The sequence below is a fragment of the Natrinema sp. 1APR25-10V2 genome (assembly GCF_031626495.1).
Classification (GTDB): Archaea; Halobacteriota; Halobacteria; order Halobacteriales; family Natrialbaceae; genus Natrinema.
In genome coordinates, this window is sequence record NZ_JAMQOJ010000001.1 from 513,080 (window position 1) to 535,425 (window position 22,346).

The following is a 22,346-nucleotide window of genomic DNA, read 5'->3' on the forward strand; positions in this document are numbered from 1 at the left end:
CGCTCGTCCTCCGGAACTATTGCATCTCAGTCGAAGCCGCTGATCAGCGTCACGAGCCACTGGACCGGATCGCTGCGCGTGCGGACGTCCACTCGTTCGACCCACTTCACCCACTGAAACCCGCGACGACCGGGTGCCACGAGACGAAGCGGTGCCCCGTGGCCGTGGCTCAGCCGTTCGTCGTCGACGTGCGTCGCGAGCAGTGCCCGTCGCGCTTCGTCGATCGGCAGCGACCAGCGGTAGCCGGTTACCGACACGAACCGAACGAATTCCGCGTCTTCACGGACCTCGGCCGCCTCGAGGAGGTCGCCGACGCGAACGCCGCGCCACCGTCGGCTGGTGTACCAGCCGCTCGTGCAGTCCAGCAGCGCGTCGGCCTCGCTGTCGGACGTCAGGTCGCCGTACGGCAGTTCGAGCGGCGTCGTCACCTCGCCGCGGACCGTCAGCGTCCAGTCGGACCGATCGACCGGCTCGGGGTCGTCCGCGACCCACGAGGTGACCGGGAACCCCTCGTTCCCGGTTCCGCGTCGCGGCTGGGATCCCGTGAACCGCCGTTCGGCACCGGGGGTCTCGAGGCGTCGGTTCGCGAACTCCTGTAACCGGTAGGTGACCGCACCGCCGAGCAGCAGCGCCGTGTACTCGAGCGTCCTCCGGCGGCGGTCGGAGTCGCGCCGCCTCGGGAGCCGAAAGCGGGTCGTGAGATGCCACACCACTAATGGAACGAGTACGAGACCGAACCCGACGTGAACGCTCAACAGCGTCCAGTAGGAGAGGCGAACGTCGAGCCCGAACGTCCAGGCGATCCCCGTCGCGAGCGCGGCCGTCGCGGCGACCGCCGTGAGCACCGACAGGAGCGTGGATGGCCGCCACTGGTCGGGATCGGTAAGGCGGTGGCGGACTCGAGCGAGTTTGAATCCCAGCAGCGCGATGAACGTCACGCCCACGATTCGGTGGAACCAGAACACCAGCCACCCCGCCGGTGAGCCGACCGTGAACGAGACGGCACCCGAGACGACCTCGAGCACGACGAGCACGAGCAGGGACCAGTCGACGAGTCGCGGTGGCGGTCTGACGGCGATGACGGCGGCTCGGACGCGAGCCATCGGGCCAGAGCGCATACGGAATGCTTGCCCGCGCAGCACGAAGTAACGTGGCTCCTGTTCGAGCCAGTCGACCGCAGTTCGTCGATCTCCCTGGCCGCGTCTCGGGGTGGCCCGAGTATCAGCGCTGTGTGACCCGCGAGTTTCGGGGGCTCACTGCGACTCGAGCAGCGTCCGTTCGAAGAACTCCCCGACCGTGCGCGCGATTTCGTCGCGATCACCGCCGAAGAAGTGGTCGCCCGACAGCGCGGTGAGTTCCTCGCCGCGCTCGCGCGCACGCTCGACGATCGGTTCCCAGTCGACGGTTGCGTCCCGTTCGCCGTAGCAGATGTGGACGGGGCACTCGAGGGTAGAAAGCGCCTCGAGCGCGTCGAGGTCCTCGCCCAGTCGCGCCGTCGGTGCGAGGACGGCGACGGCGTCGGGTTCGGCGTCGGCCGACGCGAGCAGCGCCAGCGACGCGCCGAAGCTGTAGCCGAAGACGCCGACCGGAAGGCGTTCGTCGCCCCACTCTCGAGCCCAGCGGACGGCGTTTCGAACGTCCTCGCGCTCGCCGCGTCCCCCGTCCCACGCGCCGTAATCGAACCGCAGACAGGCGATGCCTGCCTCGCGGAGCGTGTCGCTGACGGCGACGAGGCGAGGATCGCTGCGCGAGCCGCCGTGCTGGGGATGAGGCGGGCAGGCGACGACGACCGCGTTCGGTTCGCCGTCCGGTTCCGAAAGCGTTCCGCGAACGTCGCGAGCGCCCGGGATCAGCACGTCGGTCATGTGGGTAGCCGTTACTGCCGGGCGCTAATCAAGCCCCAGTTCCCGTCGTTGTCACCCGAACCGGGTGTCGCAGTGACCGGAACGCGAGCCGAGCGGAAGGAGTACCGCCGGGACCGGTTCGGTCGCCATGCACACTCATCGCCGGGTGAGTGTCGTCGCTCGCGGACTGTTGCCGAAGTGATGTTTTTAAGTCCGGAGATCCATACGTTGCGAGTATGGGCATCCTCTCGCGGACTTCCTACATCATCCGGTCGAAGCTCAACTCGGTGCTCAACCGGGCGGAAGATCCGACCGAAACGCTGGACTACTCCTACGAGCAAATGCGAGATCAGCTCCAGCAGGTCAAACGCGGTATCGCCGATCTCACCACGCAGAAAAAGCGCCTCGAGATGCAGAAACGCCGCCTCGAGGAGAACGTCGACAAACACAACGATCAGGCGCGGACGGCGGTCCAGCAGGGCCGCGAGGACCTGGCGCGGCGGGCGTTGGAGAAGAAGAAGACGAAGATGAACCAGATCGAGGATCTGGAACGCCAGATCTCCGATCTCCAGAGTCAGCAGGACAAGCTGATCAAGCAGAAAGACGAGCTCCAGACCCGCATCGAGGAGTTCCGCACGAAAAAGGAGACGATGAAGGCGCGTCACGAGGCCGCGAAGGCCAGCTCCTCGGTCTCCGAGGCGATGACCGCCACCGGCGAGGAGTTCGAAGACGTTGGCCGCGCCATCGAGCGCGCCGAGGAGCAGACAGAGGACATGGAGGCCCGAGCCGCCGCCATGGACGAACTCCACGAATCCGGCGCGTTCGAGGACGTCATGTCCGACAAGGACAACATCGACCGCGAGCTCGAGCAGCTCGAGACCGACAGCGGCGTCGAGGCCGAACTCGAGACGCTCAAGTCCGAGGTCGGCGGCGGCGAGACCGACGCGGAGGCCGACGCGGAGAGCGAAGCGGCGACCGACGGCGCGGTCGAGGTCGACGACGAGGAACTGGCGGAACTCGAGGCCGACGATCAGGAGGACGTCGAGGCCGAACTCGCGGAGCTGCAGGACGAAGAAAACGCGTAAACTACCCTACCCTATTCCCTCAGCGCATACGCGCCTCGGTCCGTGAGGGGAGGGCTTTGATATGGACTCCCGGCAATCAACCACCGGCAATAGGCTGGTGACTCTCGGCGCTCAACGTCCCACCATTCAGGCGCACGTCTACTGGTGCGTCTCCGCTCCCCGACTTGGGCGAGGAACGGAGTCTGTGTGTCCGTTTCCGGGCGTATCGTAGCCCGATGTTCTTCGCCGCGTTATAGTCCGCGTTGCCCTCGTAGCCGCACTTCTGGCAGTGAAAGTGCTCGCCATCACGGTTTGCTTCGTGCGTGAACCCACAGTCTGTCCGAGAGCAGCGTTGAGACGTGTGGTTCGCTGCAACCTGCTTCGCCGTGACGCCGCGTTCGGCGGCCTTGTACTCGACGTACTCGAACAGGCGACGGAACGCCCATACGTGGTGCCACTTCGCCTGTGGAAGTCGCTCGCGAATGTCCGTTAATTCCTCGAACACGATCACGTCGCACCCGTTCTCGATGGCTTCCGTGACGATCTCGTTGGCGACGGTGTGGATGTACTGCTTTCGCCACGCTTCTTCGCGCTTGCCGAGGCGAAGAAGCGCGTTGTGCGCAGCTTGCGTTCCACGCTGTTGCATCTCACCACGTCGCTTCTCGAACTCACGGCACCAGTGGTCGTACTCGTCGCCCTGCCAGAACGTACCGGTCGAAGCGACTGCGAGGCTGTTGACGCCGAGGTCGATACCGAGGACTGTTTGGTGCTCGGTATCTTCCGAAACCTCAGACTCGTCATCATCCGAATCGTACTTCCGGGTCGTGATGTGGAAGTAGAACTCGTCGGTCGCCTTATCATATTGCAGTGTGCTTGCCCGGAACTCGTACTCCTCCGAGAGAACATACCGCTCGTAGGGGGTCGGACTGTCTGCCGGCAGTTCAAAGTCGCACTCGACGCGCCCGTTGACGGTCGAGAGAGACACACGGTTACGATAGAACGTAGCGCTTCGCTTGTCATAGGGCATACTCCACGACGTGAACTCCGGCTGGCTCACCCGCTTGCCCTGTTTCCACCGTTCGACGCATCCCTTGACGGCTTGGACGGCGCGTCGGATGGCTTCTTGAACGAGATTCGCGGTGAGGGCGGTTTCCTCACGAAGTTCGTCGTAGAGCGCGTCTCGTGCAGTTGTGTTGGCCGTGATGCACTCCGTGTAGGAGTTGTTGGACCAACAGAACTCGGCGGCACGGTTGGCGCAGTGAAGGAACCGCTGAGCGGATGCGTGGAGATCCTCACGTCGCTCGTCGGGGACGACGAGCTTGACAGACGCGGTACGCCGGACTCCATATTTCAGATGGATGACCTATGGTTCTTAAACGTTCGGGAGTCGGGTAGCTACTGTCGTACAGTTACGTCGTCCGTCGTCGGTTTCCTCTCCGATCTACTCACTCGCTTCCCTCGCTCTTTGAGGTCGGAGGCTCCACCTCGAATTATGCTGAATCGCCGCTTCCACGGCGGCGACGTCGCTTTCGGCACGTCGCGAGCCGTCGGGTCTCCGTCGGCGGTCGGTTTCTCCCGTCTGTTCAAACGATCTCGTCACTCCCGCCTTCTGCGACCGGGAGAAACGGTTACCATCGTTCGTGAATAACCCATACGTATGAGTGAGACTGCCACGTTCGATTCCCTCTCGCTGACCAATCAGGTCGTCCTGCTGGGCGTCGCCGACCTCGCCGCCGACGACGAGACGCCGATCCAGACCCACACCGTCCGACAGCACTGCCGACAACACCTCGAGAACGTCGACACGGAGGTCGTCGGAACGATCACCGAGGCCGACGTCATCCGATCGCTGTACCGACTCGAGGATGCAGGGCTCGTCGAGGAACGCGAGCCGTCGTCGTCGTCTCCCACTGGCAAGGGACGGCCGGCGTACTCGCTGGCTGTGAGCGTCGACGCGGTGTACGACGGGGTCGCTGACGTGTTGCTCGAGGAGTCGGCCGACTGAGCCACGAGGTGACGGGTTGCGGGCCGTCGTGCCTGTTCGACCGTCGGTCACGTCGGCGTGCCCAGAACTGTGATATCGTAACTCCCAACGTCGGACGGGGCCTCGAGGACGATGACCTGAAACGCCCACGACGAGCCGGCGTTGAGGTCACCGGTGGTAGCGAGATATCTGTCGAGAAGAGTGCCTGCGTCGTCGTAGACTCGCGTCCGCACTTCGACGGTCTGAACCCGACTGCTGCCCGTGTGTTCGACGGTTCCCTGAACGGTCGAGCCGAGATACCCGCTCTCGACGACGAACTCGTGGTCGGTCAACTCGAGGGCGTCCAGCGGCGTCACTGACGTGCTCACTTGCTGGTCGGCGAGCGCCGCCGCCGTGGACATCTCGCTCGCCGATCGACTGGCGTTATCGCTGACGTTGAGATCTCCGACGGTCCCTTCCTCGTAGGTCGGTTCGCCGCCGATGCTGTTGCTACCGGTACAGCCGGCGGCCGCGGTCGCGATACCCGTCCCGATCGACGCGAGGACGCGTCGTCGGCTCCATCGGCTCGGTGGCTCCGATCGGGTCATCGCCATCGGTGTCGCGTCTGCGGGCGGTTACCGAGCATATTTCGTCCGTACTATTGGGACGGACGCATTTCAGTGTCTGCCCTGAAGGGACAGCGCTCGGCTCGGCCTCGGTCGGCGTCCCGGCCGACCACGTGGTCCGCCACGGCGATCCACGTCGCGCTCTCGAGCGGTGGACGTGTGCAACGCAGGCGCTTATTGTCGCGTCGATGGAACGTACCACCATGGGGTCTTCCGAGAGTGACGAGACGCTCGAGACCTACGGGGCCGAGATCGGTACGCGATCGCGGTCGGGATCGCGGTTTCGGGAGTGGGTACTGATCGAGGCCGATCGGGTGCTGATCGCGGCCATCATCTCGGTCGTGGTCTTCTTCCTCTTGCTCGTTTTACACCGGCTCGGCATCGTCTCCTTCGTCAACCCGAACTCCGTGACGCGGGTGGCAAGCGGCATGATCGCGGGGACGTTCTCGCTCGTGACGCTCGTCGTCTCGATCAATCAGCTAATCCTCTCCCAAGAGTTCGCGTCTGCCGGCAAGGCACAGGAGCGCCTCGACTCGGTCATCGACTTCCGTCGAACCGTCGCCGACGAGACGGGCGCCACCGCGAGCCCGGTCTCACCGACGAAGTTTCTCGAGTTACTGATCGAATCGATCGCCCGGGACGCCGAGGCGCTCGCCGCCGCCGTCGACGATCACGACGAAGCGGTGCGACGGGCGATCGTACTGTATACGAACGCCGTTCAGGCCGAGTGCGAGCGAATCGACGAGACGCTCGAGCACACGTCATTCGGAACCTTCAGGGCCGTGTTGGCGGCGACCGCCTACGACGAGGACTGGCAGCTGCACGTCGGAGCCCACCTTCGAAACGCGTACGACGACTCGCTGTCGCCGACCGCGACCGAGCGACTCGAGGAGTTGCACGAGTCGCTGAAGCTGTTTCACGTGGCCGGCGAACAGTTCAAGACGACGTACCTGCAACGGGAGCTGACCCGGTTCTCTCAGTTGACGGTTTACGCGGGAGTTCCGTCGATCCTGTCTGCGATCTTCATCGGGCTTCTGTACGCCGATGTTACCGGGCCGAGCATCAGCATCGCGGCCCTACCATACGTCACGATCGGGCTGATAGTCGTCGTGCTCTCGCCGCTGGCTCTCCTCGTCTCGTTCATTCTTCGGACCACGACGATCACGCGCCGAACCGCTTCGGCGGGGCCGATGCTCCCCCAGAAAGCACCCGAGGAAGGGCCGTTCGACGTGATCGACGGCGACTGAACGGTAGCCGTTCTTCGCCGCGGTGATTGCCTCCCCGAGGAGTCGCCTCCGGCCCGCCCTCGCTGGATCGCGTCGTGCAGTGCTGGCGGAGATATTTCCGCCGGGTCGTGGTACCGTCGGACTCGTACGATGAGCGGCGACGGCTCCCAGCCGAGCGACACGATGGCCCAGCGTAGCGACGCCCCGACGGTGAAACAGCGACTGCTGCTGGACACGAGCCGCTGGCTCATCACCCTCGGACTGATGCTGTTCGTCTTCGGCGGACTACTCGTCGTCGCCCGGCTCAGCCCAGTCCCGCTTCGGTTACTCATGCAGACCGACGACCCGATCGAGACCGCGTTCCAGGCGCTCGTGACCGCGTTGATCACCGGCGTCACGCTCGTCGTGACGATCAACTCGCTGGTCCTCTCTCAGGAACTGGGTGCCGTCGAGGACCAGCGCGAACGGCTCGAGGGGGCGATGGATTTCCGGGAGGACGTCGAGTCGTCGATCGACGCCCCGATCAGCCCGCCGGAGCCGGCCTCGTTCCTGCAGGCGATCGTCGCCGCCTCGGAGGAGCGAGCCGAGGACTTTCGCGCGGCCGTCGCCGAGAGCCACGACGATACGTTCGTCGACCGAGTCGACGACTTCGTCGACAACCTCACCTCTCACGCCGACTCGATCCGCGACGAACTCGAGGACGCCCAGTTCGGCACCTACGACGTGCTCAAGGCGGCGCTGGACTACAACTACTCCTGGAAGATCTTCCGGCTGCGCCGGATCGAGAACGCCCACGCGGACGAGTTCGACGACGAAACGCGGGACCGATACGACGAGCTGCTCGAGACGCTGGAGCTGTTCGGCCTCGCGCGCGAGCACTTCAAGACGCTGTACTTCCAGTGGGAGCTGATCAACCTCTCGCGGGCGATGATGTACGTCGCCGTTCCCGCGCTGGTGGTCACGCTGTCGATGCTCTTCTTTTTCAACGCGACGGCCGTGTCGGGGTCGCTGCTGGGAACCGACGTTCTGGTCTGGATCGTCGCGCTGGCGGTGACCGTCGCCGTCACGCCGTTTCTCCTGTTGATCGCCTTCATCCTGCGGATCGCGACCGTCGCGAAGCGGACGCTGGCGATCGGGCCGTTCATCCTCCGCGACTCGAGTCGCGGCGAGGAGATCGACTGGGAGTGACGGCTCGAAGGGCGTGAAATCGCGTGGGAGCGGTCGCTTGCAGACGTTAGCCCTGCGGTTTTCGTCCACAGCCCCAACCGACGAATATGTCCACATCGTCCGATACCGCAGATTTCCAGCAGTGCCAGGCCTGCCGAACCGAAAACGATTCGTTTTAACCTACTGCCGGCAGTGTCTCGCGGAGCTCCCGTCGAAATCGTCGAGTCTATCGATCGTGTGATGATCGCGGCGGCCTCGCGCCCCGAATCGACCCATTGGTATAGCGGCGACCGCTACTGACCGCCGTGATCGTCGCCATCTGCGGGCCACCGGGTGCGGGCAAAACCACTCTCGCGACCCGAGTTCGAGACCGACTCGAGGGGCGCGGATCCTCGGTTCGACTCTTTCACTCGGACGATTTCTCGAGTCGCACCTACGACCAGTTAGCCCGACGGGTCCGCGACGCGCCGGCGACGGCGATCACGCTGGTCGACGGTACGTTCTACCGTCGCGAGTGGCAACAGCGGTTCCGGGCGCTCGGCGAGAGCCGCTTCGTCCGCGTGACCGCGAGCCTCGATACCTGCCTCGAGCGGAACCGACACCGTCCGGATGCGATCGACGAGCAGGGAGTTCACGTCGTGTATCGGGAGTTCGAGCCCCCCGACGCCGACTTGGTGATCGACACCGACCGCCGCGATCCCGACGAAGCGACCGATCGGGTCGTCGCCGCACTCGACGGGTGGCTCGACCAGTAGATCACACACCGATTCGAGGACGATCGACGCCGCTTTTGGCCGCGCGAGTGCCGCTTCAGTCGTCCTGTCTCCTACATGTTCATACATCGAGTTCGGACGGGACGTTCCGTTTCAGGACCTGACCGACGGTCTGACCCGGGATACCGTCGACGACGACCGTTCGAACTGAGCAGTCACTGGTGAGTGCTCCGGTTGACCGATAACCGACACCGTCTGTAACAGTCAGCGGGCCCCGCCGTGGTTGGGCCGTAACGGGACCCGCCACCTGACAGTATTGGACGGCTTCTGAAATATGTTGTGTGATAATTAGGGTTACAGGGCCGAACGCCCGTTTCGGCGAGGAACCGCCGTCGACGAAAGACGCGGAGATGAATCCTTTTCCATCTCGGAGTTCTATTCAAGATAAACGAATATGTTCGTGGTTGGGCCATGACGCGCGACGAAACGATACAGGAGGCGATCGATCTGTTGCAGGACCTCGGGCTTCAGGAGTACGAAGCGCGCTGCTTTGTGGCGCTGAACCAGCTCCCGAGCGGGACGGCGAAGGAGATTCACGACGTCTCAGAGGTCCCGCGGACGAGAGTGTACGACGCGGTCAGCACCCTCGAGTCAGAGGGGCTGGTCGAAGTCCAGCACTCGAACCCACAGGTCTACCGCGCCGTCGACATCGAGGAGGCGACGCAGACCCTTCGACGCAAGTACGCCGATCGGATCGATTCTCTCGAGACGCATCTCGAGAACGCAGAGGTTCAGGAAACGGACGAGGAGAATCACGTTCAGGAAGTGTGGTCGATGGTGGGAAACGACGCGATCGAGTCGCGTATGCTCGAGCTGATCGACGGCGCGGAGTCCGAAATCGCGCTCGTCGTCGTCGACGAGTCGATTCTCTCCGAGACGCTATTCGAGGAATTAGGGTGGGCGGTAGAGAGCGAACTCACGGTCCTGCTCGGCGGAAAGACCGACGCGATCACGAGCCGATTCGGGACGGAACTGCCGACGGTTCGCGTCTTCGAGACGAGTCTCGACTGGCTGACCGGGGCGATGGACGAGGACGAAGTCGCGATCAGCCGCATCATGCTCGTCGATCGCGAGAAACTCCTGATCGGATCCTACTATCCGGCGGCCGACGATGCGAAGGCGAACGAACAGGCCGTGTTCGCCAGCGGGCTCGAGAACGGAATCGTCGTCCTGCTCCGTCGGCTGATAACCGTCGGGTTGTCCGCCGAGGACCCCGCTGACTGATCGGCGCCGGGGCGTCGGAGACGCGTGACACAGCGAGGCCCGGTTACAGCCCCAGGTCGATCCCGAGCGGATCGGGACGCCCGACCTCGTCGGGCGTCCGATCGGGGACGAGGTCGTCCGGTAGCGCGTCCCAGCCGAGGTCGTCTTCCCCGGGAACGGCGTCGGTCTCGAAGCCCGGCTCCTCGGCCGGCGGCAGGTCGCGGTACGCCGCCGGCGGCGCGTCGTGTGCGTAGACGCTATGGGGGTGGTCGGCCGCCCAGACGTGAAGCATACAGGGCGTCCGACAGGGGAAGTCGAGCTGGCCGTCCCCGAAATCCCCCTCGTAGACCTGCCGGTAGTACCACCACGCGAACCGTCCCGGCAAGCCGGTGTGGGCGTGCCACGGCGAACATCGGCTCTCGTCTCCCTCGTCGTACACCGCCGGCGGTTCGACGGGATCGCCGTTGCGCGTCGCGATGAACATGACGCCCAGCGATCGCCACGACTCGTTATCGACGAGGACCGACTCCGGCCGTTCGGGGTCCAGCACCCCGTCGTCGCCGATAAAACTCGGGCTCAGCCAGTGCGACCAGCTATCGTCCCCCATCTCGAGCGTGTCGAAGTACGGCTTGAACCCCGCGTCGACCAGCGCGCCGGCGTCGGGAAACCGGTGCTCGAGGCTCTCGCTGACGGCGGATCGGATCGATACCGTCGCCGGATGGTCGTCCGCACAGCCCGCCGCGGTCGTTCCCGCACAGGGGGTCATCGCGGGCTCGAGGGTCGCTTCCTCGCAGTCTCCGCTCGTCCGTCCGGCAGCGTCGAGGATTCCACCGTCTCCGTCTGCCTGTACCGTTCCGACGGTCGAGAGCGCGACCGTCCCGGTCGACGCCCGGAGCAGCGCTCGCCGGGTGACGTTCGGATCGTCGGTACCGTCGTGCATACCAACGGATCGACATCGACCACCGCTATGAAACCGTGTTGCCGATGAGTTGGACAGTCCGTCGCGATGGGAGACGACGGAGAGTCGCTCGAGACCCACTCACGACACGTCGAGGACGGCACCCGTCCCCGGGCGATCGAGTCCCGTCAAGTCGATCCGGCCGTCGGGCATCGGGACGCCGGCTGCGGGGTCGTCGGCCAGAAGGAGCGAGCCGTCGAGGTCGGCGTAGTCCAACAGCGGCGCGAGGTGACACGCCGCCGCGATCGAGGCGTTCGACTCGGTCATACAGCCACACATCACCTCGAGTCCGTGAGCGCGCGCAGTACTGATGATCCGCCTGGCCTCTTGCAGTCCGCCGCATTTCATCAGCTTCAGGTTCACGATGTCACAGCGGTCCGCGACCGCCGGCACGTCCGCCAGCGTCACGCAGGACTCGTCGGCGGCGATCGGCAGCGCCGACCGCTCGGAGACGAACTCGAGTCCCTCGGGGTCCTCCGCGGAGACCGGCTGTTCGACGAACGTCACGTCGAACTCGGCCAGCCGGTCGATCTTGCGGAGCGCCTCGCGGGGCCGCCAGGCCTCGTTCGCGTCGACGAACAGCCGCACGTCGGGTGCGGCCGATCGGATCGTCCGGACGATCTCCAGATCTCGATCGGTGCCGAGTTTGACTTTCAGCGTCCCGAAGCCGCGCTCGAGGGCCGTCTCGGTCTTCGCGCGCATCGTCTCGAGATCGTCGAGGCCGATCGTATACGAGGTTTCGAGCGTTTCAGCGGGATCGAGCCCCCAGTGCCGGTAGAGCGGAACGTCGAACCGCTTCGCGACGAGATCGTGGAGGGCGATGCTCACCGCCGCGCGGGCGCTCGGATTCCGCCTGACCGTCTCGCGCATGCGGCGCTCGATCCGCTCGAGCTGGTGGGGATCGTCGACGTCCTCGACGACCGAGAGCAGGTCGGGCAGGACTGCCTCGACGGTCGCGACCGTTTCACCGTAATGCGACGACGGCGCGGCGGCACCGATGCCGGTCGTTCCGTCGCCGTCTCCGATTCGGACGAACACTACCTCGGTCTCGGTCGTCGTCCCGCGGGCGATCCCGAAGGGGTACTCGAGCGGGAGCGAGCGCCGTTCGAAGGAGGTCTCGAGACTCATAGGAGCGCATCGAGCAGGCCGTCGGTCCCGAACCGGAGCACGTCGGTCGCGGGCGCGCCGAGTGCCTCGGCGTAGTCGTCGACAGCGTCGCGGGCGGCCGCATCGCCCTCGAGGCCGGCCGTGTTGAGCGCGCCGGCGACGACGTCACTCTCGGCGACCGGCGCGGCGATGCTCTCGTAGAGGTCGACGTAGGTCCGAATCGACGGCAGCGCGAACGACTCGTAGCCGTGGATCGTCTCCCGGCCGGCCTCGTGGCAGAGGACGAGTTCGTCGGCCATCGAGCCGTGGAGGATCCCGAGCGTGACCGGCGAGTACGCCGGGTGGACGATGCTGCCCTGGCCCTCGACGAACAGGTAGTCGTGCTCGTCTCCCTTCTCGAGGACCATCTCCTCGACGGCTCCCGCCGTGAAGTCGCTGACGACCCGATCGATCGGCGTCCCCCAGCCCTCGATGAGGATGCCAGTTTGGCCTGTCGGAATCACCGCGGCGTCGTGGCCGGCCGCGCGGGCCGCTCGCGCCAGTTCCATCGTCGTCGTCATCTTGCCGACCGAGCAGTCGGTGCCGACGGTGAGGATCACCTCGGCGTCGACCTCGTCGGCGACGCCGTCGGCGACGGTGAGGTCGTCCGGCGGGTTCCGTACGTCCCGCAGCTCGCAGCCGTGTTCGGCCGCCAGCCGGGCGAACTCCTCGTCCTCAGCGAGGAAGTAGTGGAGCCCGGAGACGACGTCCCAGCCGTACTCGAGCGCCGTTCGAACGTCGTCCCGCCAGTTCTCGTCGAAGCCGCCGCCGATCGGAGCGATGCCGATCAGCAGGGCGTCGATCTCGTCGGCCTGGGGCTCGAGATCGCTCGTTTCGGCGACGATCGGGGCGTCCTGAACGTCGGGGACGAATTCGGATACCCGCCGACCGTCGTTCTCTCGGTCGAGGACGGCGACGACGTCGTGGTCTGCGTACCGGAGGATCCCGAGGGCAGTCTTGGCCCGATCGGGGAACTTCTCGTGGGCGAGGATCGCGACGCGCATACGGGGAGATTGGCGAGGGGTCACTTAAGCGTGGAGTAACCGAGCGTGACGACCGAGGGCGGAGAGCGACCGTCGCTCGAGCCGGACGATCGCCACAGCTTACTCGTTCGCGACGCAGGGTGGGGCAGTGAGTGATCGCTGGCTCGCCGCCTGGGGCCTCGGCTCGGTCGCCTTCGGCGGCGCATCGCTGCTGATTCCGCTCTATCTCGTCGAACTCGGTGCGACGCCGGTCCAGCTAGGGCTGCTGGCCGCGACAGCCGCCGGCGTCGGCGCGCCCGGCGCGATCGCGTTCGGCCGGCTGGCGAACCGGGTCGATCATCGACGAGTACTGGTGCTCGCGACGCTGGTCGGCGTCGCCGCCTCGATGGCCGCGATTCCGTTCCTGACGTCCATCACGGTCGTTATGGTCGCCAACGCAGTGCTCTGGCTGCTCGTCTCGTCGGTCGGTCCGGTCCTGACGATGATCGTCGTCGACGACGCGCCTGAATCGCAGTGGAGCGAGCGGATCGGGCTGGTGAACGCGTACCAGGGCTACGGCTGGGCCGGCGGGTTCGTCCTCGGGACGGTCTGGCCGCTCGTCGGCGGCCGACTGCTCGCCGCCGGTGCGGTCACGCGATCGCTGTGCTGGCTGCTCGCGGCGTGTGCCGGGGCGAGCGCGCTCCTCGCCGCGCGAACGCTCCCCCGACCCACGCCCGCCGACCACGTCATCGACGAGCGCGCCGCTCGACGGATCGGCCGGCTCCTCGCGACCTCGAGTCGCGGCGTCAAGGGGGCGACGTTCGCTCTCTCGCCGACCCGCCTCTACTGGACGACGTGGGGAATCGACCCGCGGCGGCTCGTGGCCCGAACCGACCGCACGGTAGCCGCGTACTTCGTCGCCGGAGCGTTCTTCTTCACGGGTTCGGCGGCCTTCTGGGCACCGCTGCCGCTGTATCTCACCGAACTGAGCTTCGACTCGAGTCTGGTGTTCGCGTGCTATCTGGCCTCGAGCCTCGGCTCTGCGGCCTGTTACGGCGCTGCCGGTCGACTGTCTGCGCGGTACGACGTTCGATACCTGCAGTCGGGCGCGCTGGCCGCTCGAGCGGTGCTGTTCCCGTCGATCGTCGTCGTCGCGGGAGCGGGGCTCGCCGTCGCCGTCGGTACCGTCGGACTCCTCCTCGCGGCCCTCGGGATCACGTGGGCCGGAATCGCCGTCGTCGGGACCGCGATCGTTACCCGGCTCGCACCGCCGAGCGCACGGGGCGAGGCGCTGGGAGCCTACGTTGCGCTGGGCGCGATCGGCGGTGCCCTCGGCGGCGCCCTGGGGGGCTGGGCCGCGACGTTCGGCTACGCCGTCGCCTTCGCGACCGCCGGTGGACTCGTCGGTATCGGGGCGATCCTCGTCGCCTCGCTCGAGGCGATCTCGGGTGGCGACCGCGCCGTGACGTCCCGCGCGGAGCCATCGGCAGCGACTGCGGACGGCGAGATTGCGACGCTCCGCGACTCGCGGTGAGAAAGCGGTGTCGACGCGAAAAACGAGTGTTCGTCGTCGCTCGGTTCGCACGTGACGGGTTCGAACTCGGGCGCACTCGATCGAAGATTCGTCTTCGCGAACCGAAACGTGTCGGAACGGTCTCGGCCGCGGCCGAATCGCCGCCCGCGAGGCTACTGTTTCGGTCCGAGTAACGGCCGTTTTCGGTTCGGTTTCGCGACGCCGATCGGTTTCGCGCTGACGAACGGTCTCCCGGTGTGGAACCGTTCGGTCGCGGCCGATAAACAGGCAGTGCACTTATGTACGTCGGCCGTGTCAACCGGTACCATGAATGGGGTCCTGAACGAGACGACCAACAAGATCCACAAGTACGAAGCCGGTCGGTCGGACTTCCAGACGAGTTGTGGGGCGACTTCCCACGTCGCGCACGAGCACCTCCGACTGATGCCCGTCGAACGGGCGGTCAGCGACACCGACGCGAACCGGTGCGGGCGCTGTTTTGCCGACGGCGACGGCTACTGACGGACCCGCACCCGCGTCAGAGCACTCGCAGGTCCGTCGTCCAGAAGGAGCGAACCGCGTTCTCGAGCGCCGGCTTCGGGTCCCCGGTCGCGTCCACGGCGGCCGTCGCGGCCGGCGCGAGAGCCGACTCTTCGCCGAGCGCGTCGACGACGCCGCGCTGTCCGACGAGGTAGAGCGGCGTCTCGGCGCGGTCGGCGCCGCGTTCGTACGCGGCGAGGGCCTCCCGGCAGCGCTCGAGGTGGTCGTCGATCTGGCCGTCGCGGATCCGCTCGAATCGGGCCTGCGAGAAGCCGCCCTTCGAGTGACTTCCCTTGACGTCGCTCTCGAAACCGCGGTAGTCGACGCGCTCGTCGTCCTCGTAGACGCCGAGCGCGAACAGGTCCGTTCGGACCAGTGCGACGGCGTGGCAGCCGGTCGGTTGGAACCACTCGCGCTCGAGGGTAAATCGATCGTCCCACGTCGCCGAGAGATCGGGGCGGACCGGCGGTTCGAGAGTCACCGCGATCAGCCCGGCATCGTCGACACAGCAGAGACAGGGCGCGGCGTCGTCGACGAGCGCGGTCCGGTCGCCGAGAGCGTCGGCCAGTTCTCTCCGAGTCGCGTCAGTCAGCCCGTCGTCGCCGACGCTGACCGTCAGTGCGCCTTCGGCTCCCGTCCGGAACGACTCGAGGCGATCGAGGACCGCCTCGAGACGGCCGCCGCGAAGGTGGTCGCGACGACGGACGGCGAGCCCAGCGTCGTCTTCGTCGACGCGCTCGAGTTCGCCTTCGAGCTGGGCGATGCGGTCCTCGAGCCGGTTGACTCGTTCCTCGGCGTCCTGCCGTGCGGTGGCGGCTTCGGCCCGGCGCTCGGATTCGGCTTCGTAGCGATCGCGCAACCGGTCGTTTTCGTCCTCGAGTTCGTCGATTCGCTCTTTGAGCGATGCGCGGCCGAGCAACTCGTCGAGCATCCGCCCGAACACGGGAAGCGAGCCTACTTCTAGGTTCCGGCACTTGGCAGATCGTCGTCGGGCGATCCGGGGCCCTCGGCTCGCCAGCCGCCGGCGAACGCGAGTAACTGTCGCGCCCGCTCGCGTCGGGCGAGGAATACTTCTCGAAGCGATGGCGGGTTTCTGATCTCGGTTCCGTCGAGCATCGATTCGGGCAGCGCGAGCGTATTCGTCGGGACGTCCGCCGCGCCGTGGACGGGGAAGTGCTGGGACTCGAGTTTCATGACCAGCGGGGTATCCAAGCGCTCGAGACCGTCACCGGTCGCGTACACTTCCTCGTTGATGCGTTCGTGTTGCGCGTCGTGCATGAGTGCGCGGTCCCCGTCGGTCGGGGTCACGTAGAGACGTCCGAGATAGTAACTTCGGGAAAAGACCTCGAACATGCTAACTAGTGTCATGGGGCGGACGGACATAACTGTTTGCAGATGGGTTTAAATCGTCGTGCTATCAGACCGATCACCGAGCCATTGCGGCGTCGTTGAGCGGAGTTCGCGGGATCGTCGTTCGATTTCTCGACCGAATCCTCACGCGTCGGCCGCGCGTAGGTCGCGATTGACGAGTCAAAAACCGACCCAAACGGTTCGAACGATCGGTTCCAGACCGGGTCGATTTCCCGGATCTACGACCCGCCGTGACGGATACTGCGACCCGCTTGAACGCTCGAAACGGATTTCAGAACCTGCCTGAGACGATTGAACGGTACGAACGAAGGTCCGTCTTTTTAGTATATTCGGGAGGACAACTAACGTAATGACCACCACTCGGTCGGTCGCCTTCCTCGTGGCCCTTGCCGTCGTCGGCCTCACGGTCGCGCCGCTCGCAAGCGGCGCGGTGGTGAGCCCGTTCACCGCGGCTGATACCGGCCAATCCGAGACGGCGACGACGAACGCGTCCGTCGGGACGCTGATGCAAGCGAGCGCAGCCGATACCAAGAGCGCAGTCGAGACCGGCATGTTCGAGGCCGCCTACGAAACGGCGGACAACGAGAGCCGAGCCGCGGTCGTTAGCGACCGAACGGCAGCGCTCGAGGCGCAGTTAGACGCGCTGCAGACCGAACGCGCCGAACTCCAGAATCAAAGCGAGAAACTCTCGCAGGGGACGTACCGCTCTCGAATGGCGAAGCTGACGGTCGAGATCGCCAGCCTCGAGCGGTCGATCGATCGAACCGAACGCCGTGCCGCCGAGGTCGGCGTCGACGAGGATCGCCTCGCGGAGCTTCGCGGAGCCGCGGCAGCGATGCGGGAGAACGCCACTGCGGAGGCCGGCCCGGGCGTCGCGGCGCTCGTTCGCGGCCTCTCCAAAGGCGGGGGTCCGCCCGCCGGCGCAGGGCCGCCGGAGAACGGCGGTCCCTCGAGCGAGACGCCGGGAAACGGGCAGAACGGCAACTCGGGGGACAGTAATCGGGGAAGTGGCGACTCGGGGGACAGTAATCGGGGAAGTGGTGACTCGGGAAACGGTAACCCGGGAAGTGGCGACTCGGGAAACGGGCAGAACGGTAACTAGCGCGGTTACGGACTGCATCGACCACTTCTCACCTCGAGTCCGGCGAGCAGACACGCTTTTCAGCGCCGGTCACTAACCTCACGTCGATGGACTCCGCCGCGTTGTTGGATCTACTTGGCAACGAAAACAGGAGGCGAATCCTTCGGCTGCTCGCTCGCAAACCCTGTTACGTCACCGAAATCTCCGAATACCTCGGCGTGAGTCCCAAGGCGGTTATCGAGCACCTGCGAAAACTCGAGGAGGCGGGCTTGATCGAGAGCCGCGTCGACGATCAGCGCCGGAAATACTTTCATATCGCTCGAAACGTCCGGCTCGAGGTCAACGTCTCGCCGTACGGCTTCGCGAGCAAGAGCGCATACCCGGCCAACAGCAGCTTCGATATCACGTCCTGTCGGCACCTGACGCTCGACGTCGCGTGGGACGAGTCCGACGATCTGGACGACATGCTCGCGGCCCTCGAAGACTTAGAACAGCTCGAGAACGAACTCTCACTGGCCCAGCGGTGGGTCCAGGGGCGGCTCTGTGACGTCCTCGATGAAATCTCCGAAAACGTGGGCGCGGGACCCGAAAGCCGGATCTACGCCGATCTCCTCGCGAGCGTCCGTTCGGAGCCGAAATCAGTCGACGAACTCAGCGACGACATCGAGGCCCCGCGAGAAGTCGTCGCCGAGTTGCTCGAGGTGATGGCCGACAACGGCGTGGTTCGCCGGACAGAACGCGGCTGGGAACTGACGCCGAACGGCTGAATTAGCTAATGTCCGTCGTGAGTCCGTCGCGGAGGTCGCGACCGAAGTAGTAGCCCACGACCGAAGCGAGCAGTCCGACGGCTCCACCGACCGCGACCAGCGCCCCGGCCGAGTCGGCGGCCGCGATGAGCACGGCGTGGGTGAGCAACGCTGAGACGACACCGACCGAGACGCCGGCGGCGCTCACCTCGAGATAGCGGCGTTTCGACGTGACAAGACCCACGAGAAAGGTAACGGCGAACATCCCGATCACGCGGCCGGCGATCGGCAGTACGGTCGCGCCGGCCAGCAGGCCGGCACCGACGACGAGAACGAGCGCGAGGAACGCCTTCGGCGAGAAGTACCGCCCGAGCGAGAGCCGCGACGTAAGCGGGGAGAGCAACGACGATGGCGCGAACCGCGACGAGCCGCTATCGGCTTCGGCACTGGTATCGCGTTCGGCGTCCGACCTGATCGTCCCCGTATCGTCCACCGACTCCGACGGGGCAGCCGTCGCGTCGGCACGCGGTTTGGCGTCACCGGATTCACCACCGGTTTCCGAAAGCAGGCGATCGGTCTCCTCGAGGAGATCGTCGGTCGCAGGGGCTTCCCGGTCCCGACTCGCCGTCACCTCGTCCGAACGGTCGCTCATATGTCATCAGTGGCGGCCCGTCGTCATGGACCTTTCCCCGGCCACAGGGTATACGGGGACGGCCGCCCCAGCGGAACCATGACCTGGGCCGCGACGGCGGTGTTCGGGCTGTGTTCCGTCGGGATGGGTGCGTTCGTCTACGTGCTCGTCGCGAACATCGAGCCCCAGCCGGAGTATCCGGAGCTGATGACCGATGCGTTGCGGCTCGTCGGCCTCGCGATCGCGATCGCCGCGGTCGGTATCGGAGTCGTCTTTCTGCTCTCCGCCGGGCAGGCCTACACGTGGTGACGAGCGGGAGAAATAGGCGCTACAGAGATCGCGCCGTTAGCGCACCGAGTCGAGCAGCAACTTCTGTTCGACGCGCTTGACCTCGTGCTGGACGTCGCGGACGGCGTCGATGTTCGCCGAGATCGACGTGATCCCCTCCTTGGCAAGGAACTGGACCATTTCGGGCTTGGAGCCGGCCTGCCCGCAGATGCTCGTGTCGACGTCGTGTTCGCGGCAGGTCTCGATGACATCGCCGATCAGCCGCAACACGGCGGGGTGGAGTTCGTCGAAGCGGTCGGCGACGTTCTCGTTGTTGCGATCGACCGCGAGCGTGTACTGGGTCAGGTCGTTGGTGCCGAAGGAGGCGAAGTCGATGCCGGCTTCGGCCAGTTCCTCGACCGACAGCGCGGCGGCCGGCGTCTCGATCATCGCGCCCCACTTGCGCTTCTCGGGGTCGATACCGGCTTCCTTCATCAGTTCCTTCGCGCGATAAACGTCCTCGGCGTCGTTGACCAGCGGGAGCATGATCTCGACGTTGTCGTAGCCCATCTCGTAGAGCCGACGGAACGCCTCGAGTTCGTGGGCGAAGACGTCCGGCCGATCGAGCGAGCGCCGGATGCCCCGGTAGCCGAGCATCGGATTGTGCTCGTTCGGTTCGTCGTCACCACCCTCGAGTTGGCGGAACTCGTCGGTCGGCGCGTCGAGCGTGCGGACGCGGACAGGGCGGGGATAGAACTCGTCGGCGACGCCGCGGATTCCGTCGATGAGTTCCTGCGTGTAGGCGTCCGCGCCGTTTTCGTCGATGTACTTGGCGGGCGTCTGGTTCAGCGAGAGGATCATGTGCTCCGTGCGAAGGAGGCCGACGCCGTCGGCGCCCGTCGCGGCCGCGCGCTCGGCGGCCTCGGGGATGGAGACGTTGACCTTGACCTCGGTCGCGGTCATCGGCTTGACCGGCGACTGCGGGCGCACTTCCTCGACTGGTTCGGTTTCCTCGTCGGGCTCGACCGTCGCTCCCTCGAGCACCGACCCCTTCTCGCCGTCGAGCGTGACGACCTGACCGTCCTCCAGGACGGTCGTCGCGTTGGTCGTGCCGACGATGGCGGGGACGCCGAGTTCGCGCGAGACGATGGCGGCGTGGCTGGTCATGCCGCCCTCGTCAGTGATGATTCCCGAAGCGCGTTTCATCGCGGGAACCATGTCGGGCATCGTCATCTCGGTGACGATGATGTCGCCCTCGCCGACCTTCGCCAGATCGTCGAGTTTGGTGACGATCCGCGCCGGGCCGCTGACCGTGCCCGGACTCGAGCCCAGTCCGTCGACGAGCACGTCGCCGGAGCCGCTCCGGTCGGATGCGCCGCCGCTGCCGCCTTCGGCCGCCTGAACGCCGCTGCCGTCGGTCAGCCCCTTCGAGGCGTCGGCGCCGGTCGCCTCGGCGGCGTCGCCGCTGCCCTCGTCGATCGTGGTGATGGGGCGGGACTGGAGCATGTAGACCTCGCCGTCGACGATGGCCCACTCGACGTCCTGGGGCTCGCCGTAGTGGTCCTCGACGCGCTCGCCGAGTTTCATCAGATCGTCGATCTCTTCGTCGGGGACGACCCGCTGGGTCCGTTTGTCCTCTGGCACGTCGCGCTCGACGGTCTGGCCGGTCGCCTCGTCTTTCTCGTGCATCACCTTCTTCTCGGCGATGGTGACGTCCATCGACCGGTCCTTTCGGTCGATGACGTAGTTGTCCGGCGAGACGGCGCCGGAGACGACGGCCTCGCCGAGCCCCCAGGCGGCCTCGATGATCATCGTCGGATCGCCCGTCGAGGGGTGACTCGTGAACATCACGCCCGACTTCTCGGCGTCGACCATCTGCTGGACGACGACCGCGATGTTGACCGCGGAGTGGTCGAAGCCCTGCTCCTGACGGTAGTAGATCGCCCGCTGAGTGAACAGCGAGGCCCAGCACTCGCGGACGCGGTCGAGCAGGTCCTCCTCGGTGACGTTGAGGAACGTCTCCTGTTGCCCGGCGAAGGAGGCGTCGGGCAGGTCCTCGGCCGTCGCCGACGACCGCACCGCGACGAACGCCTCGCCGTCGCCGACCTCGCGGTAGCTCGCGACGATCTCTTCGCGGAGGTCGTCGGGGAACGGCGTCTCGAGGATGAGTTCCTGTGCGCGATCGGCCGCGTCGGCCAGTGCGGCCGAGTCGTCGACGTCGATGTCGACGGCCGCGAACAGCTCCTCGTCGATTTCGGCCTCTTCGATAAACGAACGATAGGTCCCGGCGGTTACGACGAATCCCGGGGGAACGGGCAGCCCAGCACCCGTGAGTTCGCCCAGGGAGGCGCCTTTGCCGCCGACCTTCTCGAGGTCGCCGGCACTGATCTCGTCCAGCCAGAGTACAGCCATCTCTAGTTGCGTGATCACTGGAACGAATAAAGAAGGTTGCGAACGGTCGCGCACAGTCGCAACTCGCGACCGAATGAGTTTCTATCAGTCGACGGAGTTGAACGGGATGCTCGACCGGATCTGCCAGTGAAACGACTACGAGAAACTGCCTCACATGAGTTCAGGGTACTTCTCGCCCCCGTCCGTTCTAAAATGATCGTTCCGGAACCGGTTGTCCACAGCGGTTATACAGTGGCAGTGACTGTCGCCGGTATGGACCTTCGAAATCCGCTCAAGTGGGCGATTCTGTATCGGATAGTCGCGGTCGGGGCACTGGTGCTCGGCCTGGCGCTGGTCGCGGCTGGCCTCGTTGTCGGCTTCGGCGGTGCAATCACGGCGCTGTTTACTGACCCCCTCGACCCCGGCCCGGCGATCGAACAGGCCAACCCGGTGATTACCCTGCTCTTTGCCGCCCTCGGCGTCGTCGTCTGGCAACTCGGGAAGACCTACGCGCTGTTCGTAACGCTCCCCCGCGCGGCGGGCCGGGCCGCCGGCCGGCAGGTCGACGCCAATCGCGTCGCGAGCGAAGTGCGCGACAGTCTCGAGGATCGACTCACCGACCTGGAGACCGAGATCGAAGAGACGCGCCGGGCGGTCGAGGCCCTCGAGGACGGCGATCGACAGCTGACGTACGACGAGCGCGAGCACGGAGCGGACGAGCCGTCAGCGTCGGTGTCGAATACGTCGTCGGACCGAGAGCCGCTGGCACCCTCGAGTCCGAAACGCTCCGGGAACGACGGCGACGCGGGATCGGTCGACGACGGCAATCACCCCGACGCCGGCAGTGACGGCGACGATCCGCTCGCCTGACCTA

General features: G+C 65.9%; 23 protein-coding genes. 12 read left to right on the forward strand and 11 right to left on the reverse strand.

Translation table 11 applies throughout. The annotated features are described in order from the left end of the window. Positions 1-26: 26 nt before the first annotated feature. Complete coding sequence (locus NDO75_RS02720) at positions 27-1,103, reverse strand: molybdopterin-dependent oxidoreductase (RefSeq protein ID WP_345784888.1); 1,077 nt, start codon at positions 1,101-1,103, stop codon at positions 27-29. A gap of 150 nt (positions 1,104-1,253) precedes the next feature. Then, on the reverse strand, positions 1,254-1,865 hold the full coding sequence (locus NDO75_RS02725; protein ID WP_310904569.1) for an alpha/beta hydrolase: 612 nt from the start codon (positions 1,863-1,865) through the stop codon (positions 1,254-1,256). A gap of 215 nt (positions 1,866-2,080) precedes the next feature. Here NDO75_RS02725 and NDO75_RS02730 point away from each other — a divergent pair, with 215 nt between their 5' ends. Then, positions 2,081-2,929, forward strand: a complete 849-nt coding sequence (locus tag NDO75_RS02730; protein WP_310904570.1) for a PspA/IM30 family protein — start codon at positions 2,081-2,083, stop codon at positions 2,927-2,929. A 76-nt stretch (positions 2,930-3,005) separates the two neighbouring features. Here NDO75_RS02730 and NDO75_RS02735 read toward each other — a convergent pair whose 3' ends face one another. Beyond that, positions 3,006-4,262 (reverse strand): transposase, encoded by a 1,257-nt coding sequence (locus NDO75_RS02735; RefSeq protein WP_310905166.1) that lies wholly within the window; start codon positions 4,260-4,262, stop codon positions 3,006-3,008. A gap of 303 nt (positions 4,263-4,565) precedes the next feature. Between NDO75_RS02735 and NDO75_RS02740 the strand changes: the two genes are divergently transcribed. Continuing rightward, positions 4,566-4,913, forward strand: a complete 348-nt coding sequence (locus NDO75_RS02740; RefSeq protein WP_310904571.1) for a hypothetical protein — start codon at positions 4,566-4,568, stop codon at positions 4,911-4,913. Between the two features lie 47 nt (positions 4,914-4,960). Here the strand turns inward: NDO75_RS02740 and NDO75_RS02745 are convergent, their stop codons facing one another. Then, on the reverse strand, positions 4,961-5,479 hold the full coding sequence (locus tag NDO75_RS02745) for an FxLYD domain-containing protein (RefSeq protein ID WP_310904572.1): 519 nt from the start codon (positions 5,477-5,479) through the stop codon (positions 4,961-4,963). Between the two features lie 221 nt (positions 5,480-5,700). Between NDO75_RS02745 and NDO75_RS02750 the strand changes: the two genes are divergently transcribed. The 4 genes from NDO75_RS02750 to NDO75_RS02765 all read left to right on the forward strand — a co-directional run bounded on the left by NDO75_RS02750 (position 5,701) and on the right by NDO75_RS02765 (position 9,887). Then, on the forward strand, positions 5,701-6,744 hold the full coding sequence (locus NDO75_RS02750; protein ID WP_310904573.1) for a hypothetical protein: 1,044 nt from the start codon (positions 5,701-5,703) through the stop codon (positions 6,742-6,744). Between the two features lie 129 nt (positions 6,745-6,873). After that, positions 6,874-7,911, forward strand: coding sequence for a hypothetical protein (locus NDO75_RS02755; RefSeq protein ID WP_310904574.1), 1,038 nt, complete (start codon positions 6,874-6,876; stop codon positions 7,909-7,911). Between the two features lie 284 nt (positions 7,912-8,195). After that, positions 8,196-8,645, forward strand: a complete 450-nt coding sequence (locus NDO75_RS02760; RefSeq protein WP_310904575.1) for an AAA family ATPase — start codon at positions 8,196-8,198, stop codon at positions 8,643-8,645. A gap of 429 nt (positions 8,646-9,074) precedes the next feature. Beyond that, a complete protein-coding gene (locus tag NDO75_RS02765; protein WP_310904576.1) occupies positions 9,075-9,887 on the forward strand; it encodes a helix-turn-helix domain-containing protein in 813 nt (270 codons plus the stop codon). 43 nt (positions 9,888-9,930) lie between these two features. Here the strand turns inward: NDO75_RS02765 and NDO75_RS02770 are convergent, their stop codons facing one another. The 3 genes from NDO75_RS02770 to NDO75_RS02780 form a co-directional block, all read right to left on the reverse strand. Further along, the gene (locus tag NDO75_RS02770; protein ID WP_310904577.1) at positions 9,931-10,806 is read right to left on the reverse strand and encodes a hypothetical protein; all 876 of its coding nucleotides are present in this window, start codon (positions 10,804-10,806) and stop codon (positions 9,931-9,933) included. A gap of 99 nt (positions 10,807-10,905) precedes the next feature. Next, positions 10,906-11,952, reverse strand: a complete 1,047-nt coding sequence (locus NDO75_RS02775) for a dipeptide epimerase (protein ID WP_310904578.1) — start codon at positions 11,950-11,952, stop codon at positions 10,906-10,908. Beyond that, complete coding sequence (locus NDO75_RS02780) at positions 11,949-12,974, reverse strand: DUF1611 domain-containing protein (protein ID WP_310904579.1); 1,026 nt, start codon at positions 12,972-12,974, stop codon at positions 11,949-11,951. Before NDO75_RS02780 ends, NDO75_RS02775 begins: the two co-directional genes overlap by 4 nt. Positions 12,975-13,101: 127 nt before the next feature. Between NDO75_RS02780 and NDO75_RS02785 the strand changes: the two genes are divergently transcribed. Further along, positions 13,102-14,466 (forward strand): MFS transporter, encoded by a 1,365-nt coding sequence (locus NDO75_RS02785; RefSeq protein WP_310904580.1) that lies wholly within the window; start codon positions 13,102-13,104, stop codon positions 14,464-14,466. 306 nt (positions 14,467-14,772) lie between these two features. Further along, entirely contained in the window at positions 14,773-14,967 is a 195-nt protein-coding gene (locus tag NDO75_RS02790; protein WP_310904581.1) for a hypothetical protein, read from the forward strand. Positions 14,968-14,983: 16 nt separating this feature from the next. Here NDO75_RS02790 and NDO75_RS02795 read toward each other — a convergent pair whose 3' ends face one another. Both NDO75_RS02795 and NDO75_RS02800 read right to left on the reverse strand, forming a co-directional pair. Then, positions 14,984-15,916 carry a Vms1/Ankzf1 family peptidyl-tRNA hydrolase gene (locus tag NDO75_RS02795; RefSeq protein WP_310904582.1) on the reverse strand — a complete coding sequence of 311 codons (933 nt, stop codon included), beginning with the start codon at positions 15,914-15,916 and terminating at the stop codon, positions 14,984-14,986. Between the two features lie 29 nt (positions 15,917-15,945). Beyond that, positions 15,946-16,338, reverse strand: a complete 393-nt coding sequence (locus NDO75_RS02800; RefSeq protein WP_310904583.1) for a DUF5802 family protein — start codon at positions 16,336-16,338, stop codon at positions 15,946-15,948. Positions 16,339-16,705: 367 nt separating this feature from the next. Between NDO75_RS02800 and NDO75_RS02805 the strand changes: the two genes are divergently transcribed. Together NDO75_RS02805 and NDO75_RS02810 are read left to right on the forward strand one after the other, a co-directional pair. After that, a complete protein-coding gene (locus NDO75_RS02805) occupies positions 16,706-17,458 on the forward strand; it encodes a hypothetical protein (protein WP_310904584.1) in 753 nt (250 codons plus the stop codon). 86 nt (positions 17,459-17,544) lie between these two features. Further along, entirely contained in the window at positions 17,545-18,204 is a 660-nt protein-coding gene (locus tag NDO75_RS02810) for a metalloregulator ArsR/SmtB family transcription factor (RefSeq protein WP_310904585.1), read from the forward strand. A gap of 1 nt (position 18,205) precedes the next feature. On the opposite strand, the gene NDO75_RS02815 is transcribed toward NDO75_RS02810, so the two are convergent. Beyond that, on the reverse strand, positions 18,206-18,835 hold the full coding sequence (locus tag NDO75_RS02815; RefSeq protein ID WP_310904586.1) for a DUF456 domain-containing protein: 630 nt from the start codon (positions 18,833-18,835) through the stop codon (positions 18,206-18,208). 78 nt (positions 18,836-18,913) lie between these two features. Between NDO75_RS02815 and NDO75_RS02820 the strand changes: the two genes are divergently transcribed. Then, positions 18,914-19,123, forward strand: coding sequence for a hypothetical protein (locus NDO75_RS02820; RefSeq protein ID WP_310904587.1), 210 nt, complete (start codon positions 18,914-18,916; stop codon positions 19,121-19,123). A gap of 36 nt (positions 19,124-19,159) precedes the next feature. On the opposite strand, the gene ppsA is transcribed toward NDO75_RS02820, so the two are convergent. Next, positions 19,160-21,493 (reverse strand): phosphoenolpyruvate synthase, encoded by a 2,334-nt coding sequence (gene ppsA, locus NDO75_RS02825; RefSeq protein ID WP_310904588.1) that lies wholly within the window; start codon positions 21,491-21,493, stop codon positions 19,160-19,162. A gap of 252 nt (positions 21,494-21,745) precedes the next feature. Between ppsA and NDO75_RS02830 the strand changes: the two genes are divergently transcribed. After that, a complete protein-coding gene (locus NDO75_RS02830; protein ID WP_310904589.1) occupies positions 21,746-22,342 on the forward strand; it encodes a hypothetical protein in 597 nt (198 codons plus the stop codon). Positions 22,343-22,346 lie beyond the last annotated feature (4 nt).

Coding starts and splice junctions, on each gene's coding strand:
- NDO75_RS02720 (WP_345784888.1), bottom strand. CDS start 1,103: ATGGCTCGCGTCCGAGCCGCCGTCATCGCCGTCAGACCGCCACCGCGA.
- NDO75_RS02725 (WP_310904569.1), bottom strand. CDS start 1,865: ATGACCGACGTGCTGATCCCGGGCGCTCGCGACGTTCGCGGAACGCTT.
- NDO75_RS02730 (WP_310904570.1), top strand. CDS start 2,081: ATGGGCATCCTCTCGCGGACTTCCTACATCATCCGGTCGAAGCTCAAC.
- NDO75_RS02740 (WP_310904571.1), top strand. CDS start 4,566: ATGAGTGAGACTGCCACGTTCGATTCCCTCTCGCTGACCAATCAGGTC.
- NDO75_RS02745 (WP_310904572.1), bottom strand. CDS start 5,479: ATGACCCGATCGGAGCCACCGAGCCGATGGAGCCGACGACGCGTCCTC.
- NDO75_RS02750 (WP_310904573.1), top strand. CDS start 5,701: ATGGGGTCTTCCGAGAGTGACGAGACGCTCGAGACCTACGGGGCCGAG.
- NDO75_RS02755 (WP_310904574.1), top strand. CDS start 6,874: ATGAGCGGCGACGGCTCCCAGCCGAGCGACACGATGGCCCAGCGTAGC.
- NDO75_RS02765 (WP_310904576.1), top strand. CDS start 9,075: ATGACGCGCGACGAAACGATACAGGAGGCGATCGATCTGTTGCAGGAC.
- NDO75_RS02770 (WP_310904577.1), bottom strand. CDS start 10,806: ATGCACGACGGTACCGACGATCCGAACGTCACCCGGCGAGCGCTGCTC.
- NDO75_RS02775 (WP_310904578.1), bottom strand. CDS start 11,952: ATGAGTCTCGAGACCTCCTTCGAACGGCGCTCGCTCCCGCTCGAGTAC.
- NDO75_RS02780 (WP_310904579.1), bottom strand. CDS start 12,974: ATGCGCGTCGCGATCCTCGCCCACGAGAAGTTCCCCGATCGGGCCAAG.
- NDO75_RS02790 (WP_310904581.1), top strand. CDS start 14,773: ATGAATGGGGTCCTGAACGAGACGACCAACAAGATCCACAAGTACGAA.
- NDO75_RS02795 (WP_310904582.1), bottom strand. CDS start 15,916: ATGCTCGACGAGTTGCTCGGCCGCGCATCGCTCAAAGAGCGAATCGAC.
- NDO75_RS02800 (WP_310904583.1), bottom strand. CDS start 16,338: ATGTTCGAGGTCTTTTCCCGAAGTTACTATCTCGGACGTCTCTACGTG.
- NDO75_RS02805 (WP_310904584.1), top strand. CDS start 16,706: ATGACCACCACTCGGTCGGTCGCCTTCCTCGTGGCCCTTGCCGTCGTC.
- NDO75_RS02810 (WP_310904585.1), top strand. CDS start 17,545: ATGGACTCCGCCGCGTTGTTGGATCTACTTGGCAACGAAAACAGGAGG.
- NDO75_RS02815 (WP_310904586.1), bottom strand. CDS start 18,835: ATGAGCGACCGTTCGGACGAGGTGACGGCGAGTCGGGACCGGGAAGCC.
- NDO75_RS02820 (WP_310904587.1), top strand. CDS start 18,914: ATGACCTGGGCCGCGACGGCGGTGTTCGGGCTGTGTTCCGTCGGGATG.
- ppsA (WP_310904588.1), bottom strand. CDS start 21,493: ATGGCTGTACTCTGGCTGGACGAGATCAGTGCCGGCGACCTCGAGAAG.
- NDO75_RS02830 (WP_310904589.1), top strand. CDS start 21,746: ATGGACCTTCGAAATCCGCTCAAGTGGGCGATTCTGTATCGGATAGTC.